A 15,149-nucleotide genomic window follows, 5' to 3' on the forward strand; every position below is an offset into this window, starting at 1 on the left:
CGGGCAGTTCGAACACGGTCAGCTGACCGCCCAGTTCGGTGTAATCCGACAGCACCGAATAGCCGCCGACCGCGCCCAGACCTTCGTTCGGATTGGTCAGGCCAGCCGCCAGACCGAGAACCGCTCGGGCAGAGACCATTTGATTTCACCGGCCACCGCATCCCAGGCGATAAAGTTGCCCATGCCGCCATGGCTGTCAGGGGCTGGATACATCGACAGCGTGGCGCCGACATAGGGCTGCCGGCTGCTTGTCCTTGGTGCCAAGGGCGGCGAGGCAGATGCCGGTGGGGTTTTCATCCTCGCCGTTATGCGAGGTCGAATAATCCGCAACCACCTGCGGGCGGCCATAGGTTTCGCTGTCGGGGTCCATATCGACATGCGTGGCCCAGTTCACCGCCGGGTCGAATTTCTCGGCCACCAGCAGTTCGCCGGTTTCGCGATCCAGCGTATAGGCGAAGCCGTTGCGGTCAAAGTTGACCAGCAGCTTGGGCATCTGCCCGTCGATTTCCTGATCCACAAGGATGGTTTCGTTCACGCCGTCATAGTCCCATTCGTCATGCGGCGTTTTCTGATAGAACCATTTGGCCATGCCGGTATCACAGCATCGCGGGCCATGATCGTCATCGACCATTTGTTGTCGCCCGGACGCTGCGACGGGTTCCAGGTCGAGGGGTTGCCGCTGCCGATCTTCCACTGATCGCCTTCCCGGCTGTTCAGGCTGCTGTCGGCGCCAATGCGCTTGCCCAAAGCCATGGTCTGTTCGGGATCGACCAGCATTTCATCGTCCGGCCCGGTGCAAAACGCCTTCCACGCCAGCGAGCCATGCGACAGGTTATAGGCCGCGATATAGCCGCGCACACCGACCAGCACCTTGTCCTCGACCGGCATCACGGTGGCGGTGTTGGTTTCGCCGACCAAGGGATCGCCGGTCTTGATTGTCCACATAGACGGTATCGCAGCACATCACCGCGATCACATCCGGGTCCTGCTGCGGCTCATGGCGCCACAGGATCCTGCCGTTGTCGTTCAGATCCAGCGCAAAGAGGTTGTTGGGGAAAGGCGTGGGACATACATGATGTCGCCGATGACCAGCGGATTGCCTTCGTGACCGCGCAGAACGCCGGTCGAAAAGGACCATGCCACACGCAGATTGCCGACGTTCTCGCGGTTGATCGGTCCCCGGCCTCCTCGGGCCGGGCTGTCCTGTTCACGATCTTTTGCAGCGGATGCTGATGCGTCAATCCGTCGCCCCGCCGGTTGCTCCCTGAAGTATGGGATATTTCGGCGGGACGGTTTGGGAAAGATTGGCAGGTCAGCCCAGACGTTCGGCGTGCCACAGGATGTGATCGGCCATGAAGGTCTGCACAAAGAAATAGCTGTGGTCATAGCCGGGCTGCATACGGAACTGCCCCGGCTGGCGGCGCGCCATCATCGCCTGTGCCAGCGATTCCGGCTTGAGCAGGTCCAGGAACTGGTCGTTGCTGCCCTGGTCGATCAGCACCTCGCCGGGATAGCCGCGGTCGCGCATCAGCAGGGTGGAATCATGCGCCTGCCAGGCCGAGCGGTCATCGCCCAGATAGGCCGACAACTGTTTGCGGCCCCAATCCGATTCGGTCGGATTGGCAATCGGCGCAAAGGCCGAAACCGAACGGTAACGGTCGGGGTGGGTCATGGCGATGGTCAACGCACCATGGCCGCCCATGGAATGACCGGTGATGCCCATAGCGTCGCGGTCGATAGCGAAATTGTCGCCAACCAGTTCGGGCAGTTCGTGGACGATATAGTGCCACATCTGGAAATGCGGCTTCCACGGATCCTGCGTGGCATTGACATAGAACCCGGCACCCTGCCCCAGATCATAGGCATCGTCATTGGCCACACCCTCGCCACGCGGGCTGGTGTCGGGGAAGATCAGCGCCATCCCGGCCTCGGCCGCCCATTCCTGCGCACCGGCCTTGGTCATGGCGTTTTCATGCGTGCAGGTCAGGCCGGACAGATACCACAGCACCGGCACGCGGCCATGCTGCGCCTCTTCGGGCAGGAACACGGCGAAGGTCATATCGGTGCCGGTGGCCTGCGATTTGTGGCGGTAAACGCCCTGCGTGCCGCCAAAGCTGCGGTTTTCGGAAATCGTCTCAAGGCTCATGGCTTTCCCTTTCTGTGCCGGATCGGGACCGGGGATCGCCGGTCCATGGACAGGCGCAGGAAACGCGGGCCGCCGGTGGCAGGCAAGGGTGAAAAGACGCTTCTGCCACAAAGGGACGGGGCGGCAGGCAGGGGCAAGGCGGAAACCGCCCTGCCCCGCACCGTCATTTCAGGTCGTCAACGCTGTTGATGACACGGCCCAGCAGGCCGTAATCCAGCGCCTGCTGCGTGTTCAGCCAGAAATCGCGCTGCGTGTCCTGTTCGATCTTTTCCACGCTCTGGCCGGTTGCCTCGGCGAAGATCAGGTTCAGGCGGTCGCGCATCTGGCGGACCTGTTCGGCCTGAATCATCATATCGGACGAGGTGCCGCCGATCCCGCCCGAAGGCTGGTGGATCAGAAACCGCGTATTGGGCAGGCAAAAGCGGTTTTCCTTTTTCGCCGCCACAAAGATCAGCGCGCCCGCCGAGGCCACCCAGCCCGAACCGATGGTGCGCACGGTGGGGCGGATGAACTTGATGACGTCGTGGATCATGTCACCCGATTCCACATGCCCGCCGGGGCTGGAAATCAGCATGTTGATCGGCTTGTCACCGTCTTCGGCCAGGGCCAGCAGATGCGCGACGGTGCGCTGCGCCAGCTTGTCATTGATCGGCCCGGCAACGATCACCGTGCGCGATTTGAAATACAGTTTGCCGATCTTGTCGCCTTCGGGCAGGCCAAGACCGCCATCCTTGTCGCCCTTGTCCTGACGGCGGTCGTCGTCATCATCGTCTTCGTCGTCACTGTCGAGCCACTGGTGGCGCATCGCCTGCCTCCTTTTTGTCATGGCAACGGCGGGACCCGCAGGCCCCGCCGCTTCTTACCTAAGCAGAGGTAAAGGATCAGTAAAGGACGACCGAGCGGATGGATTCACCTGCGTGCATCAGATCGAAGCCCTTGTTGATCTCGTCCAGGGTCAGGGTGTGGGTAATCATCGGGTCGATCTCGATCTTGCCCTCCATATACCAATCGACGATTTTCGGCACATCGGTGCGCCCGCGCGCGCCGCCAAAGGCCGAACCCTTCCACACCCGGCCCGTGACCAGCTGGAACGGGCGGGTGCTGATTTCCGCACCCGCAGGCGCCACGCCGATGACGATCGACTGACCCCAGCCGCGATGGGTGCATTCCAGCGCCTGCCGCATGACATTGACGTTGCCGGTGCAATCGAAGGAATAATCCGCGCCGCCGATCTGGTCGAAGGGGGTTTTGGTCAGGTTGACGATTTCCTGCACGACATTTTCAACATCCTTGGGATTGATGAAATGGGTCATGCCGAACCGTTCGGCCATTTCCTTTTTCGCCGGGTTCAGATCGACACCGATAATCATGTCGGCCCCGGCCAGACGCAGGCCCTGGATCACGTTCAGACCGATACCGCCCAGACCAAAGACCACCGCCTTGGCCCCGATATGCACCTTGGCGGTATAGATCACCGCGCCGATGCCGGTGGTCACGCCGCAGCCGATATAGCAGATCTTGTCGAAGGGCGCATCCTCGCGCACCTTGGCAACGGCGATTTCGGGCAGAACGGTAAAGTTCGAAAAGGTCGAGCAGCCCATGTAATGCTTGATCGGGGTGCCATCCAGCATCGAAAAGCGGCTGGTGCCGTCGGGCATCAGCCCCTGCCCCTGCGTGCCGCGGATGGCGTGGCACATGTTGGTCTTGCCCGACAGGCAGGACGCACATTGACGGCATTCCGGCGTATAAAGCGGGATGACGTGATCGCCCGGCTTGACGCTGGTAACGCCGGGGCCGACCTCGACCACGACGCCCGCGCCTTCATGCCCGAGGATCGAGGGGAACACGCCTTCGGGGTCGGCGCCGGACAGGGTGAATTCATCGGTGTGGCAAATGCCGGTGGCCTTGATTTCCACCATGACCTCGCCGGCCTTGGGGCCTTCGAGGTTGACCTCCATGATTTCAAGGGGCTTACCGGCTTCCAATGCGACGGCGGCGCGGGTTCTCATGGTTTCATCTCTCCTAGTTTGGTAATGTGCCCAGCAGGGCCAGCGTGTTGTCGTTCGGGAACCAGCGGATCACACCAGTCCCCAAATCGTGATGTCGTTATATCAGGCCGGCAGCGCGCCGGAACGCTTTGCCGTCCAGGTCGCGATGGCATCCATCAGCGGCGGGTTCAGCGCGTCGTAAGGCGTCAGCCCGATTTCGCCAAGCCGGGCGCGGATACCGTCCATGCGCGACGGATCGACGCCGGATTCTATGATCGAGCTGACAAAGGCCGCAAAGCCCGGCGCGGCCCATCCGGTTTCGTCCGACAATTCGGTATGGACGAAATCAAGACCGTGGAACGGATGCTCGCGTTCGATCCGGCCATACATATGAACACCACAACCTTTGCAGGCGTAACGCTGAATCGGGGCGTCCTTGTTGACGATTTCCAGCTTTTCAGCGCCGGAAACGACCGTAACGGCGTCGCGCGACACGACCGCGATCTGTGAAAATACCGCGCCTTCCGGCTTCCAGCATTTGGTGCAGCCGCAAACGTGGTTATGCGCCGTCTGCGCGCCGATTTTCACGCGCACCGGATCGGTCGCGCAATGGCATTTCAGTTCACCGCCCGAAAACCCGGCCTGTTCCGGCGCGATGCCGTTATCGACCGCCGGGTGAATCTTGATTCCCGCAGTATCCGTCATGGTCCTACCTCCGCTAGACCGTTGCAGGCAGAGGTTGGACCCAAGCGGCACCAAACGGCAAGCTAGCCGAAGGTTGTAGCCCGGCCTAGCTGGCCGGGGTCGAGGACACGCCGACCTTGGCCGGGCGCAACAGCCGGTCGTGCAGGCGGAAACCCTGATCCATCACCTGAATGATGTCACCGGCGCGGGTGCCCGGCACGGGTGCCTCGAACATGGCTTCGTGATCGTTGGGATCGAAACGGTCGCCGATCTGCGGGGCGATGATGGTGATGCCGTGTTTGGTAAAGACGTTGGACAATTCGCGCAGGGTCAGTTCGACCCCTTCGATCAGGGCGGGCACGGCGGCGCGTTCCTGTTCGCCGGCGGCATCCAGCGCGCGTGACAGCGCATCATGGACCGGCAGCAGGTCACGGGCCAGACGGGTGCCGCCATATTGTTCGGCATCGCGGCGTTCCTTGTCGGCGCGCTTGCGGGCGTTTTCGGCATCGGCCAGCGCACGCAGGAACTTGTCGCGGAACTCGTCGCGTTCCGCCGTCAGCCGGTCGATGTCGCCTGCCGGATCGGCCAGCGGGTCGTCAAAGGTTTCGTCCAGATTGGGTTCGCTCTGTTCGTTCATTGTTCATCATCCCTTGCGGCCGGACAGCACACGGCCAACCAGTTGCGCAGTGTAATCGACGATCGGCACGATGCGGCCATAGTTCAGCCGCGTCGGGCCGATGACCCCAACCGCACCCACGATCCTTCGGTCGGCATTCATATAAGGTGAAACCACCAGAGAGGAACCCGAAAGTGAAAAAAGTTTGTTTTCGGACCCGATAAAGATGCGCACACCTTCGCCCTGTTCGGTCAGTTCCAGAAAGCGCACGATGTCCTGCTTGCGTTCCAGATCCTCGAACAATTCGTGGATATGGTCGATGTCGGCCGCCTGCTGGCGCAGCAGGTTGGCGCGGCCGCGCACGATCAGGCGCGGATCGGCCACCGCGCTTTCCCATTGCGCCAGACCGGATTCGACCAGCGCCGCAGCCAGAGCATCCAGTTCGGCCCGGCGCAGGGTCATCTGCGCGGCGATATGGTGGCGCAGGTCGGACAGGGTGCGCCCCTCGGTCATCGCATTCAGGAAATTCGCCGCTTCGCGCAGGGACGAGGGTGTTTGCCCGGCGGGCGGGGTGAAGATGCGGTTTTCGACATGGCCATCGGCAAAAACCAGCACAACCAGCGCCCGGTCAGGCGCGAGGCTGACAAATTCGATATGGCGGATCGGGGCTTCGCGTTTGGGGGTCAGCACCAGCGACGCGCCGCGCGTGATGACCGACAGCGCCGTTGACACCCGGTCCAGCAGCGGGCCGGGGTCGGCATCGCCATCGGCCAGCGACTGATCCAGACGAGCGCGGTCGGTGGGATCGACAGGATCAATCTCCATCATGGCATCGACGAACAGCCGCAGGCCAAGCTGTGTCGGCATCCGCCCGGCGGACACATGCGGGCTGTCGAGCAGGCCCAGATATTCCAGATCCTGCATCACGTTGCGCACCGTCGCCGCGCTGAGCTGTTCGGACAGCGCGCGGGTCAGGGTGCGCGAACCGACCGGCTCGCCCGTTTCGAGATAGGATTCGACCACGCGGCGAAATACCTCGCGCGAGCGGTCGTTGAGTTCGGAAAGCTGCGGCGGCTGGCTCAACAGGGCCTCAAAGGGTTGCGTCGTGGCGGGGCGGGCCTGTATCTGAAAGCCAGACAGCAAAAGGACTGACCCATGCGCCCCTCTGGCCGGAATTTAAGCGAACTGCGACCGATTTCAATCGAAACAGGGGTGATGCGCCACGCCGAAGGGTCATGCCTGATCCGCGTCGGCGATACGCATGTGCTGTGCGCCGCCACCATCGAGGAAAGCACACCGCGCTGGCTGAAAGGTTCGGGTCAGGGCTGGGTGACGGCGGAATACGGGATGTTGCCCCGCGCCACCGGGTCGCGGGTGCGGCGCGAGGCGGCGGCAGGCAAGCAGGGCGGGCGCACGGTGGAAATCCAGCGCCTGATCGGACGGTCGCTGCGCGCGGGCGTGGACCGGCGCGCCCTGGGCGAGCGGCAGATCACCATTGACTGCGATGTGATTCAGGCCGATGGCGGCACCCGCTGCGCCTCGATCACCGGGGGCTGGGTGGCGCTGCGGCTGGCGGTGAACAAGCTGCTGGCCTCGGGTCTGCTGAGCAGCGATCCGATTGTCGATCACGTCGCCGCCGTATCCTGCGGCATCTATGCCGGGCAGCCGCTGGTCGATCTGGATTACGCCGAGGACAGCGAGGCCGGGACCGATGGCAATTTCGTCATGACCGGCGCGGGGCGGCTGATCGAGGTGCAGATGTCGGCGGAAGGCGCGACATTCACGCGCGACGAGATGGGCAAGCTGCTGGATCTGGCCGAAGCCGGGATCGCCGGGCTGGTTGCCGCACAAAAGGCCGCGCTATGAGGCGGCTGGCGGGGCAAAAGCTGGTGGTCGCCACCCATAACGCCGGCAAGCTGGAGGAAATCCGCGCGATGCTGGCCCCCTTTGGTGTCGAGGTAACGAGCGCCGGCGAATTGGGGCTGGATGAACCGGACGAGACCGAGGACAGCTTTCTGGGTAATGCGTTAATCAAGGCACGGGCGGCCTGTGCCACGACCGGGTTGCCGGTTCTGGCTGACGACAGCGGGATTACCGTGGACGGGCTGAACGGCGCGCCGGGGGTTTACACTGCCGATTGGGCGGAAACGCCGGACGGGCGCGACTTCGTGCAGGCGATGACGCGGACCTGGGATGAGCTGGAAGCCGCGGGCGCGGCGGAACCCCGCACGGCGCAGTTCCGCTGCACGCTGGTGCTGATGTGGCCGGACGGGCATCACGAGGTGTTCGAAGGCATTGCGCCGGGTCGTCTGGTCTGGCCGATGCGGGGGGCGCAAGGGCATGGCTATGACCCGATGTTCGTGCCGGATGGCCATGACGTGACCTATGCGGAAATGCCGCCCGAGGAAAAGAACCGCATCAGCCACCGCGCCGACGCCTTTCGCAAGCTGGAGGCAGCGCTTGCGTAGGATCAGCAGCGGATCGCCGTTTGAAGCCGCGATGGGCTATAGCCGGGCAGTGGTGAAGGGGCAGTGGTGCTTTGTCTCGGGCACCACGGGCTATGACTATGCGCGGATGGTGATGCCGGACAGTGCGGCGGATCAGGCGCAGAATGCCTTTGCCACGATTGACGCGGCGCTGCGCGAGGCGGGCTTTGCGATGGGTGACGTGGTGCGGGTGCGCTATGTCGTGACGGATGCGGCGCTGGTGGACGAGATCACACCGGTTCTGGGCACATGGCTGGGCGAGGTTCGCCCGGCTGCCACCATGATCGTCGCCGGGCTGATCCGGCCTGAAATGAAGATCGAAATCGACGTGACGGCGTTGCGGGCATGACCGAAGACTGGCGCGCGGGCGGATTTGGGCTGTATGTCCACTGGCCATTTTGCGCCGCCAAATGCCCCTATTGCGATTTCAACAGCCATGTCGCGGCGGCGGTGGATCAGACGCGCTGGGCGCGTGCGCTGGTGGCCGAGGTGGAACGACAGGCCGCTGAAATGCCGGAACGGGTGCTGAACAGCATCTTTTTTGGCGGCGGCACGCCTTCGCTGATGATGCCGGAAACGGTGGATGCGGTGATTGCGGCGGCGCGGCGGGGCTGGGGCTTTGCCAATGACATCGAAATCACGTTGGAAGCGAACCCGACCAGTGTCGAACGCGGGCGGTTTGCCGGCTATGCCGATGCCGGGGTGAACCGGCTGTCGATGGGGATTCAGGCCCTGAATGACGGTGATCTGCGCCGTCTGGGCCGGATGCACAGCGTTGCAGAGGCGCGCGCGGCCTTTGACGTGGCGCGGGGGGTGTTTGGCCGCGTCAGCTTTGACCTGATCTATGCGCGGCAGGGGCAGACGCGCGCGGCATGGCGGGCCGAATTGCATGAGGCGCTGAGCATGGCGGTGGATCATCTGTCCTTGTATCAACTGACGATCGAGCCGGGCACGGCCTTTGGCACACGACATGCGGCAGGTGGTTTGCGCGATTTGCCGGATAATGATGTTTCTGCTGATATGTATTTGGAAACGCAAGAAATTTGTTGTAAACACGATATGGCAGGTTACGAGATTTCCAATCATGCGCGGCCCGGATCGGAAAGTCGGCACAATCTGATCTATTGGCGGCAGGGTGACTGGGCTGCGATTGGGCCGGGCGCACATGGGCGGTTGACCGGGCCGCATGGCCGGGCTGCGACAGAGGCGCATCGCGCGCCGGGGGACTGGCTGGAAGCGGTCGAGACCGCGGGCAGCGGGGAATCTGCGCGCGACATGCTGGGGCGGTCCGATCAGGCGACGGAATATCTGTTGATGGCGATGCGTCTGGCCGAGGGGCTGGATATGGACCGTTATGCCAGACTGGCGGGCACGCCGCTGGATGCGGATCGTATCGCGGAACTGACCGGCCTTGGCATGGTTAAGATCGACGGGGCGCGGCTGCGGGCCACGGATGACGGGCGGCCGGTGCTGAATGCGATTTTGCGGGAGTTGGCGGCTTAGGATGCGGCGGGTCTGGCTGGGGATAGGTTGGCTGTTTGTCGGATTGGCGGCGATTGGCACCGCCCTGCCCGTTATGCCAACGGTGCCGTTTCTGTTGGTCGCGGCATGGGCCTTTGCCCGCAGTTCGCCGGCGTTGCGGGAAAAGATCCGCAACGATCCGCGCTATGGCAAGATGGTGCGGGACTGGGAAGATAACGGCGTCGTGCCGCGTTTTGCCAAGGTCTGGGCAATCAGCGCGATGACGGTCGGCGTCGGCTTTTCGGCCTGGGTCGGGATGGCGCTGTGGATCGTTGCGGTTCAGGCGGCGATCTGTCTGGCGGTGGCGGCTTTTCTGATAAGCCGCCCCGAACGCGTCAGTGAAGCGCCAGCATCCGGCACAGCTGATCCAGCTGATCCAGATCGCGATAGGTAATCACCATCTGGCCGCCATCCTGCCCGTGATGATTGATCTGCACCTTCATACGCAGATGCGCGGACAGGTCAGCCTCGAGCACGCGGGTGTCGGCATCCTTTTCCAGACGGGGCGAACGTGGGGCTGATGGTTCGGATTTCTTCCGGGCCATAGCCTCGGTCTCGCGGACGGACAGTCCGCGGTCGATGACCTGACGCGCCATCTGCACCGGGTTGGGTGCGGTAATCAGGGCGCGGGCATGGCCGGCGGTCAGCTTGCCTTCGCGGACGTAGGATTGCACCGGATCGGGAAGATTGAGCAGGCGCAGCAGGTTGGCGATATGGCTGCGGCTTTTGTTCAGTGCCTCGGCCAGTTGTTCCTGCGTGTGACCGAAGCGATCCATCAATTGACGGAATGAGGCCGCTTCCTCCATCGGGTTCAGATCGGCGCGCTGGATGTTTTCGATCAGCGCAATTTCAAGAACTTCGGTGTCGGACAGGTCGCGGATAATGACCGGCAATTCATGCAGTTGCGCAATCTGCGCCGCCCGCCAGCGGCGTTCGCCGGCAACGATCTGGTAAAGGCCCGCATCATTGGGGTGCTGCCGGACGATCAGCGGTTGCAGCACACCGCGCGCCTTGAGCGATTCGGCAAGCTCGTTCAGCGCCTCGGCGTCGAACTGGCGGCGCGGCTGATCGGGGTTGGCCGTCAATTGTTCGATTGGGATCTGCCGACGATCCGGTGCGGGTGTCGAGGTATCATTCACCAGATCGACATCGGCCATCAGCGCCGACAGGCCACGACCGAGACCGCGTTTGGCAGGTTTGGATTCGGACATATCAGGCCTCTTGCAAGTTGAGATGCAGCCGGGCGGCAAATTCGCGGGCAAAATCGCGATAGGCCTGACTGCCTTTGGATTGCGGATCGTAATGCAGGACCGGCTGTGCAAAAGACGGCGCCTCGGACACGCGGACATTGCGGGGGATGACGGTCTGATAGACCAGATCGCCCAAGGTGGCGCGGGCATCGGCCTCGACCTGTTGGGACAGGTTATTGCGGCCGTCGGACATGGTTAACAGCACGCCATTGATGCGTAGTTCAGGGTTGGCGCTTTGGCGGACCTGACGCACCGTGGCTAAAAGCTGGGACAGACCTTCGAGCGCATAAAATTCGGCCTGAAGCGGGACAAGGATGGCATCGGCAGCGACCATCGCATTCACCGTCAGCAGGCCAAGCGCAGGCGGGCAGTCGATCAGCACGATCCGGTTGCCCCGCGCCGCTGCGATCTGGCGGCGCAGCAGGCGCACACGATCCGGGGTTTGCGACAGGTCGACATCGGCTGAGGTCAGATCCGCCGTCGCAGGCACGATCGACAGCCGAGGCATGCTGGTGGCACGGGCGGCGCTGTCCAGATCGGTGGTGCCAGCCAGCAGATCATAGGTTGTGACCTGACGCTGATCCGGGCCGATGCCAAGGCCGGTTGAGGCATTTCCCTGCGGATCAAGGTCAATCAGCACCACCTCGTGCCCGGCGTCGGCCAGTGCAGCGCCCAGATTGACGGTTGTCGTGGTCTTGCCAACACCGCCCTTCTGGTTGGCAATGGCGATGATACGGTTGGTCATGTCGGTATCCCGCTCAGCTTGAGAATGGCGGCACCCGGCTGGGTTTCGCTGGCGTAGGGTGTGATCTGTGTCGCGGGATCCAGCCCTGCGGCTGCCAGTTCCGCCTGCCAGTTTTCGCCCTTCATCAGCCACGCCTGTCCGCCGGGTTTCAGGTGCCGCCCTACATATGGCACAAGCCGGTCAAGCGGGGCAAGCGCGCGGGCGCTGATATAATCGGCATTGAGCGGAGACAGGCTTTCGATGCGCGTATTCTTGACCGTGGTGTTTTCGAGGCCAAGTTCACGGATTGCAGATCGCAGGAAGGCGCATTTGCGCTGATCGCTTTCGACAAGAACGAATCGCGTTGCCGTTTCAGCACTGGCGATTGCCACCACCAAACCGGGAAGGCCGCCGCCGCTGCCAAGGTCTGCCCAAAGGCCGCCGGTTGGCTGGGCCAGTTGGGCCAATTGCAGGCTGTCATCGATGTGCCGCCGTTCCAGATCGGGCACGGTAGAAGGTGCGATCAGGTTGATGCGGTCATTCCATTTGCGCAGCAGGGTGGCATAAGCCGTCAGCCGTTCACTTGTTTCACGTGAAACACTCATCTGCTTGCCCGTTTGGCGGCGCGGCTATGGGCCAGCAAAAGTGTCAGCGCAGCAGGGGTCATCCCCTCGATCCGGGCGGCGGCGGCCAGTGTTTGCGGGCGCGTGTCGGACAGTTTCGCCGTTAATTCACCAGACAGGCCGGGGATGTTGCTGTAATCACTGATGGTTGTCAGGTCCACTGCCTCATCCTGGCGCAGCAGTGCAGCATCGCGGGACTGGCGTTCCATATATTGATGATAAAGCGCATCATTTTTGACCTGTTGCAGCGTTTTGGCGGGCATATCAGCCAGACTGGGGCATAGGTCTGAAAGGCGGTCGCCAACCAGATCCGGGGTCGCCAGCAAAGCGAAAACAGATCGCTTCTGACCGTCTTGCCGGACATGAAAGCCCATATTTGCCAGTTCTTTCGGCGTGAAGATAGCCTCATCCGCCAGCGAGCGTGCCCGCTGATAGAGGTCTTCGCGCTGTTCAAAAGCCGACGCACGTTGCGGCGTGACGCAACCGATCTTGATTGCGCGCGGCGTCAGGCGCCGATCTGCGTTATCGGCGCGCAGAGTCAGCCGGAATTCCGCACGCGAGGTGAAAACGCGATAAGGTTCGCTGACGCCACGCGTCGTCAGGTCATCAATCATCACACCGATATAGCTGTCCGTCCGGCTGAAAACCTCGCCCGCCCTGCCCTGCGCGGCAAGCGCCGCATTCAGGCCAGCGACCAGCCCCTGGGCTGCCGCCTCTTCATAGCCGGTGGTGCCATTGATCTGCCCGGCAAGATAAAGACCGGGCACAGATTTCACCCTGAGGGTGGGTTCCAGTGCGCGCGGGTCAACGTAATCATACTCAACCGCATATCCCGGCTGGGTTATCGAAACATTCTCAAGCCCCCGGATGCTGCGCACATAATCAAGTTGCACATCGGCCGGAAGCGAGGTCGAGATACCATTCGGATACACCGTGTGATCGTCCAGCCCCTCTGGTTCCAGAAAAATCTGGTGCGATTCCTTTTCGGCAAAGCGCACCACCTTGTCTTCAATCGAGGGACAATAGCGCGGCCCACGGCCAGAAATCTTGCCGCCATACATGGCCGAGCGGGACAGGTTGGCCCTGATGATCTCGTGCGTTGTGGCGTTGGTATGGGTTACACCGCAGGAAATCTGACGCACCACAGGGGCTGTGCTAAGATAGGAAAACATCACCGGATCGCTGTCGCCGGGTTGCAGATCGACCGCATCCCAGTCGATGGTTCTGCCATCCAGCCGCGGCGGTGTGCCGGTTTTCAGGCGACCAAGCGGCAGATCAAAACGCCGCAGATCGGCAGCCAAACCGACAGAGGCATCATTGCCCCACCGCCCCGCCGACCGGCTTTCCGTGCCGATATGGATGACACCGTTCAGGAATGTGCCAGTCGTCAGAACCACCGCATCAGCCGACAGCTCCCCCTGCTGCATCAGCGACACCCCCTGCACGCGATCCGCCCCCAGCAGACCGGTTACCTCGTCATGGATAATGGTCAGCCCCGGCTGTTCCTGCATCACCCGCTGCGCCTCTTGCCGGTATAAGGCGCGGTCCATCTGCGCCCGTGGACCTTGGACAGCAGGCCCCTTGCTGCGGTTCAAAAGGCGAAACTGAATACCGGCGCGATCTGCGATGCGACCCATCACCCCGTCCATCGCATCAATCTCGCGCACCAGATGGCCTTTGCCCAAACCGCCAATGGCCGGGTTACAGGACAAGGTGCCGATGTCATCCTTGCGCATGGTAATCAGCGCAACGGTCACACCCATACGCGCAGCTGCGGCACTGGCTTCAATGCCAGCATGACCACCGCCAATAACGATCACATCATAATGTTTCACGTGAAACAGCCTCACTTGCCGATGCAAAAGGATGAAAAGATAACATCCAGATAATCCTCTGCCCCGATTCGGCCAACCAGCCGATCAAGGGAAAGTGACACCTGCCGGATCGTTTCTGCCAGCATTTCCGGCGGCAAGCCACGTAAATTATGTAACGCTGCCATTGCTTCAATCAGCGCCTCGGCCTGCCGGGCATGGCTGGCAAGCCCGGCATCAGCAACCCGGTCAGACAAAACCCGATGCAGATCATCCAGCATCTCTGCAATCCCTTGCCCACTGTGCGAGGACACACCAAACCCACCCAGATCAGCCTTGCCCTGCACCACCAGATCGCCGTCGCGATAAAGATCTGAATCCGGCTCACCCGTATCAGAAAGGTGAATCCGCAGATCAGCAGCCTCTGCCCGCTCGCGGGCACGGTGAACGCCCATGGCCTCGATCTGGTCATCGGTATCCCGCAACCCCGCCGTATCCAGCAACGTCACCGCCAACCCCTTCAGATCCAGCCGCAGTTCGATAATATCACGCGTCGTCCCCGCCAGATCAGAGACCAAAGCCACATCCCGCCGCGCAATCCTGTTCAACAGACTGGACTTTCCGGCATTCGGCGGCCCGACGATTGCCACCTCAAATCCCTGACGCAAACGTTCGGCCGCCGGAAATCCCGATATCTCTGCGGCGATATCATCACGCAGCTCATCCAGCAGATCAAAGACCTCTGCCGGAACCGCGTCTGGCACATCTTCATCCGCAAAATCAACGCTGACCTCGACCAAAGCCCCGGCCCGGATCAGCAACTGCCGCCAACTTTCCGTCTTGGCCCCCAAGGCCCCACCAGCAGCCTGCATCGCCTGACGACGCTGGCTCTCTGTCTCGGCCTCCAACAAATCAGCCAAACCTTCGGCCGCCGCCAGGTCGATACGACCGTTCAGAAAAGCACGGCGGGTAAACTCGCCCGCTTCAGCGCGCCGTAAACCCTGCCGCAGTAAAGCTGCCTCCAGCCGCCTGACAACCACCGGCGCACCATGCAGATGCAGTTCGGCAACAGCTTCGCCGGTGAAACTGGCACCGGCATCGAACCGGATCACCAAAGCCTGATCCAGCATCTCGCCACCTTCCCGCAGCGCCCGCAGTTCAGCCCGGCGCGGTTCGGGCAACGGACCAGCCAGAGCCTCGGCCACCTGCCGCGCATCCGGCCCGCTGATCCTTATAATGGAAACACCCCCGCGTCCGGCGGGGGTGGCTTCAGCAAAAATCGTATCCATTCCAGCCCCGT

General features: G+C 62.3%; 16 protein-coding genes and 1 pseudogene. 5 read left to right on the plus strand and 12 right to left on the minus strand.

Annotated features, from left to right (window positions below; genetic code table 11):
* Position 1 precedes the first annotated feature (1 nt).
* The 7 genes and pseudogenes from Q4G14_RS04940 to hrcA form a co-directional block, all read right to left on the minus strand.
* A pseudogene (locus Q4G14_RS04940) lies at positions 2-1,173 on the minus strand (PQQ-dependent dehydrogenase, methanol/ethanol family); the annotation flags it as partial.
* 139 nt (positions 1,174-1,312) lie between these two features.
* Positions 1,313-2,146, minus strand: a complete 834-nt coding sequence (gene fghA, locus Q4G14_RS04945; protein ID WP_303360613.1) for an S-formylglutathione hydrolase — start codon at positions 2,144-2,146, stop codon at positions 1,313-1,315.
* A gap of 163 nt (positions 2,147-2,309) precedes the next feature.
* Positions 2,310-2,951 (minus strand): ATP-dependent Clp protease proteolytic subunit, encoded by a 642-nt coding sequence (locus tag Q4G14_RS04950; protein ID WP_303360614.1) that lies wholly within the window; start codon positions 2,949-2,951, stop codon positions 2,310-2,312.
* A gap of 76 nt (positions 2,952-3,027) precedes the next feature.
* A complete protein-coding gene (locus tag Q4G14_RS04955; protein ID WP_303360615.1) occupies positions 3,028-4,155 on the minus strand; it encodes an S-(hydroxymethyl)glutathione dehydrogenase/class III alcohol dehydrogenase in 1,128 nt (375 codons plus the stop codon).
* Between the two features lie 102 nt (positions 4,156-4,257).
* On the minus strand, positions 4,258-4,839 hold the full coding sequence (gene gfa, locus Q4G14_RS04960) for an S-(hydroxymethyl)glutathione synthase (RefSeq protein WP_303360616.1): 582 nt from the start codon (positions 4,837-4,839) through the stop codon (positions 4,258-4,260).
* Positions 4,840-4,924: 85 nt separating this feature from the next.
* Positions 4,925-5,455, minus strand: coding sequence for a nucleotide exchange factor GrpE (locus Q4G14_RS04965; RefSeq protein WP_303360617.1), 531 nt, complete (start codon positions 5,453-5,455; stop codon positions 4,925-4,927).
* Positions 5,456-5,461: 6 nt separating this feature from the next.
* Positions 5,462-6,517, minus strand: a complete 1,056-nt coding sequence (gene hrcA / locus Q4G14_RS04970) for a heat-inducible transcriptional repressor HrcA (RefSeq protein ID WP_303360618.1) — start codon at positions 6,515-6,517, stop codon at positions 5,462-5,464.
* Positions 6,518-6,589: 72 nt separating this feature from the next.
* Here hrcA and rph point away from each other — a divergent pair, with 72 nt between their 5' ends.
* Genes rph through Q4G14_RS04995 form a run of 5 tightly spaced genes read left to right on the plus strand, consistent with a single transcriptional unit; the run spans position 6,590 to position 9,835 of the window.
* Positions 6,590-7,300 carry a ribonuclease PH gene (gene rph / locus Q4G14_RS04975; RefSeq protein WP_303360619.1) on the plus strand — a complete coding sequence of 237 codons (711 nt, stop codon included), beginning with the start codon at positions 6,590-6,592 and terminating at the stop codon, positions 7,298-7,300.
* A complete protein-coding gene (rdgB, locus tag Q4G14_RS04980; protein WP_303360620.1) occupies positions 7,297-7,902 on the plus strand; it encodes an RdgB/HAM1 family non-canonical purine NTP pyrophosphatase in 606 nt (201 codons plus the stop codon). Before rph ends, rdgB begins: the two co-directional genes overlap by 4 nt.
* Positions 7,895-8,269, plus strand: a complete 375-nt coding sequence (locus Q4G14_RS04985) for a RidA family protein (protein ID WP_303360621.1) — start codon at positions 7,895-7,897, stop codon at positions 8,267-8,269. The genes rdgB and Q4G14_RS04985 overlap by 8 nt, the downstream gene beginning before the upstream one ends.
* On the plus strand, positions 8,266-9,423 hold the full coding sequence (hemW, locus tag Q4G14_RS04990) for a radical SAM family heme chaperone HemW (protein ID WP_303360622.1): 1,158 nt from the start codon (positions 8,266-8,268) through the stop codon (positions 9,421-9,423). The genes Q4G14_RS04985 and hemW overlap by 4 nt, the downstream gene beginning before the upstream one ends.
* Before the next feature lies 1 nt (position 9,424).
* Positions 9,425-9,835, plus strand: a complete 411-nt coding sequence (locus Q4G14_RS04995) for a YbaN family protein (protein ID WP_303360623.1) — start codon at positions 9,425-9,427, stop codon at positions 9,833-9,835.
* Here the strand turns inward: Q4G14_RS04995 and Q4G14_RS05000 are convergent.
* Genes Q4G14_RS05000 through mnmE form a run of 5 tightly spaced genes read right to left on the minus strand, consistent with a single transcriptional unit; the run spans position 9,777 to position 15,138 of the window.
* Positions 9,777-10,652 (minus strand): ParB/RepB/Spo0J family partition protein, encoded by an 876-nt coding sequence (locus Q4G14_RS05000; protein WP_303360624.1) that lies wholly within the window; start codon positions 10,650-10,652, stop codon positions 9,777-9,779. The two genes, Q4G14_RS04995 and Q4G14_RS05000, sit on opposite strands and share 59 nt — an antisense overlap.
* Before the next feature lies 1 nt (position 10,653).
* Entirely contained in the window at positions 10,654-11,436 is a 783-nt protein-coding gene (locus Q4G14_RS05005) for a ParA family protein (RefSeq protein ID WP_303360625.1), read from the minus strand.
* Positions 11,433-12,020 carry a 16S rRNA (guanine(527)-N(7))-methyltransferase RsmG gene (gene rsmG, locus Q4G14_RS05010; RefSeq protein ID WP_303360626.1) on the minus strand — a complete coding sequence of 196 codons (588 nt, stop codon included), beginning with the start codon at positions 12,018-12,020 and terminating at the stop codon, positions 11,433-11,435. The genes Q4G14_RS05005 and rsmG overlap by 4 nt, the downstream gene beginning before the upstream one ends.
* Positions 12,017-13,873, minus strand: a complete 1,857-nt coding sequence (gene mnmG, locus Q4G14_RS05015; RefSeq protein WP_303360627.1) for a tRNA uridine-5-carboxymethylaminomethyl(34) synthesis enzyme MnmG — start codon at positions 13,871-13,873, stop codon at positions 12,017-12,019. Before mnmG ends, rsmG begins: the two co-directional genes overlap by 4 nt.
* Positions 13,874-13,884: 11 nt before the next feature.
* Positions 13,885-15,138: a tRNA uridine-5-carboxymethylaminomethyl(34) synthesis GTPase MnmE gene (gene mnmE, locus Q4G14_RS05020; protein WP_303360628.1), complete on the minus strand. Its 1,254-nt coding sequence runs from the start codon at positions 15,136-15,138 to the stop codon at positions 13,885-13,887.
* Positions 15,139-15,149: the final 11 nt, after the last annotated feature.

The sequence above is a fragment of the Paracoccus sp. (in: a-proteobacteria) genome (assembly GCF_030538755.1).
Taxonomy (GTDB): Bacteria; Pseudomonadota; Alphaproteobacteria; order Rhodobacterales; family Rhodobacteraceae; genus Paracoccus.

Excerpts from the sequence above, each read along its gene's own strand:
- fghA (WP_303360613.1), bottom strand. The coding sequence starts at position 2,146 with ATGAGCCTTGAGACGATTTCCGAAAACCGCAGCTTTGGCGGCACGCAG.
- Q4G14_RS04950 (WP_303360614.1), bottom strand. The coding sequence starts at position 2,951 with ATGCGCCACCAGTGGCTCGACAGTGACGACGAAGACGATGATGACGAC.
- Q4G14_RS04955 (WP_303360615.1), bottom strand. The coding sequence starts at position 4,155 with ATGAGAACCCGCGCCGCCGTCGCATTGGAAGCCGGTAAGCCCCTTGAA.
- gfa (WP_303360616.1), bottom strand. The coding sequence starts at position 4,839 with ATGACGGATACTGCGGGAATCAAGATTCACCCGGCGGTCGATAACGGC.
- Q4G14_RS04965 (WP_303360617.1), bottom strand. The coding sequence starts at position 5,455 with ATGAACGAACAGAGCGAACCCAATCTGGACGAAACCTTTGACGACCCG.
- rph (WP_303360619.1), top strand. The coding sequence starts at position 6,590 with ATGCGCCCCTCTGGCCGGAATTTAAGCGAACTGCGACCGATTTCAATC.
- rdgB (WP_303360620.1), top strand. The coding sequence starts at position 7,297 with ATGAGGCGGCTGGCGGGGCAAAAGCTGGTGGTCGCCACCCATAACGCC.
- hemW (WP_303360622.1), top strand. The coding sequence starts at position 8,266 with ATGACCGAAGACTGGCGCGCGGGCGGATTTGGGCTGTATGTCCACTGG.
- Q4G14_RS04995 (WP_303360623.1), top strand. The coding sequence starts at position 9,425 with ATGCGGCGGGTCTGGCTGGGGATAGGTTGGCTGTTTGTCGGATTGGCG.
- Q4G14_RS05000 (WP_303360624.1), bottom strand. The coding sequence starts at position 10,652 with ATGTCCGAATCCAAACCTGCCAAACGCGGTCTCGGTCGTGGCCTGTCG.
- Q4G14_RS05005 (WP_303360625.1), bottom strand. The coding sequence starts at position 11,436 with ATGACCAACCGTATCATCGCCATTGCCAACCAGAAGGGCGGTGTTGGC.
- rsmG (WP_303360626.1), bottom strand. The coding sequence starts at position 12,020 with ATGAGTGTTTCACGTGAAACAAGTGAACGGCTGACGGCTTATGCCACC.
- mnmE (WP_303360628.1), bottom strand. The coding sequence starts at position 15,138 with ATGGATACGATTTTTGCTGAAGCCACCCCCGCCGGACGCGGGGGTGTT.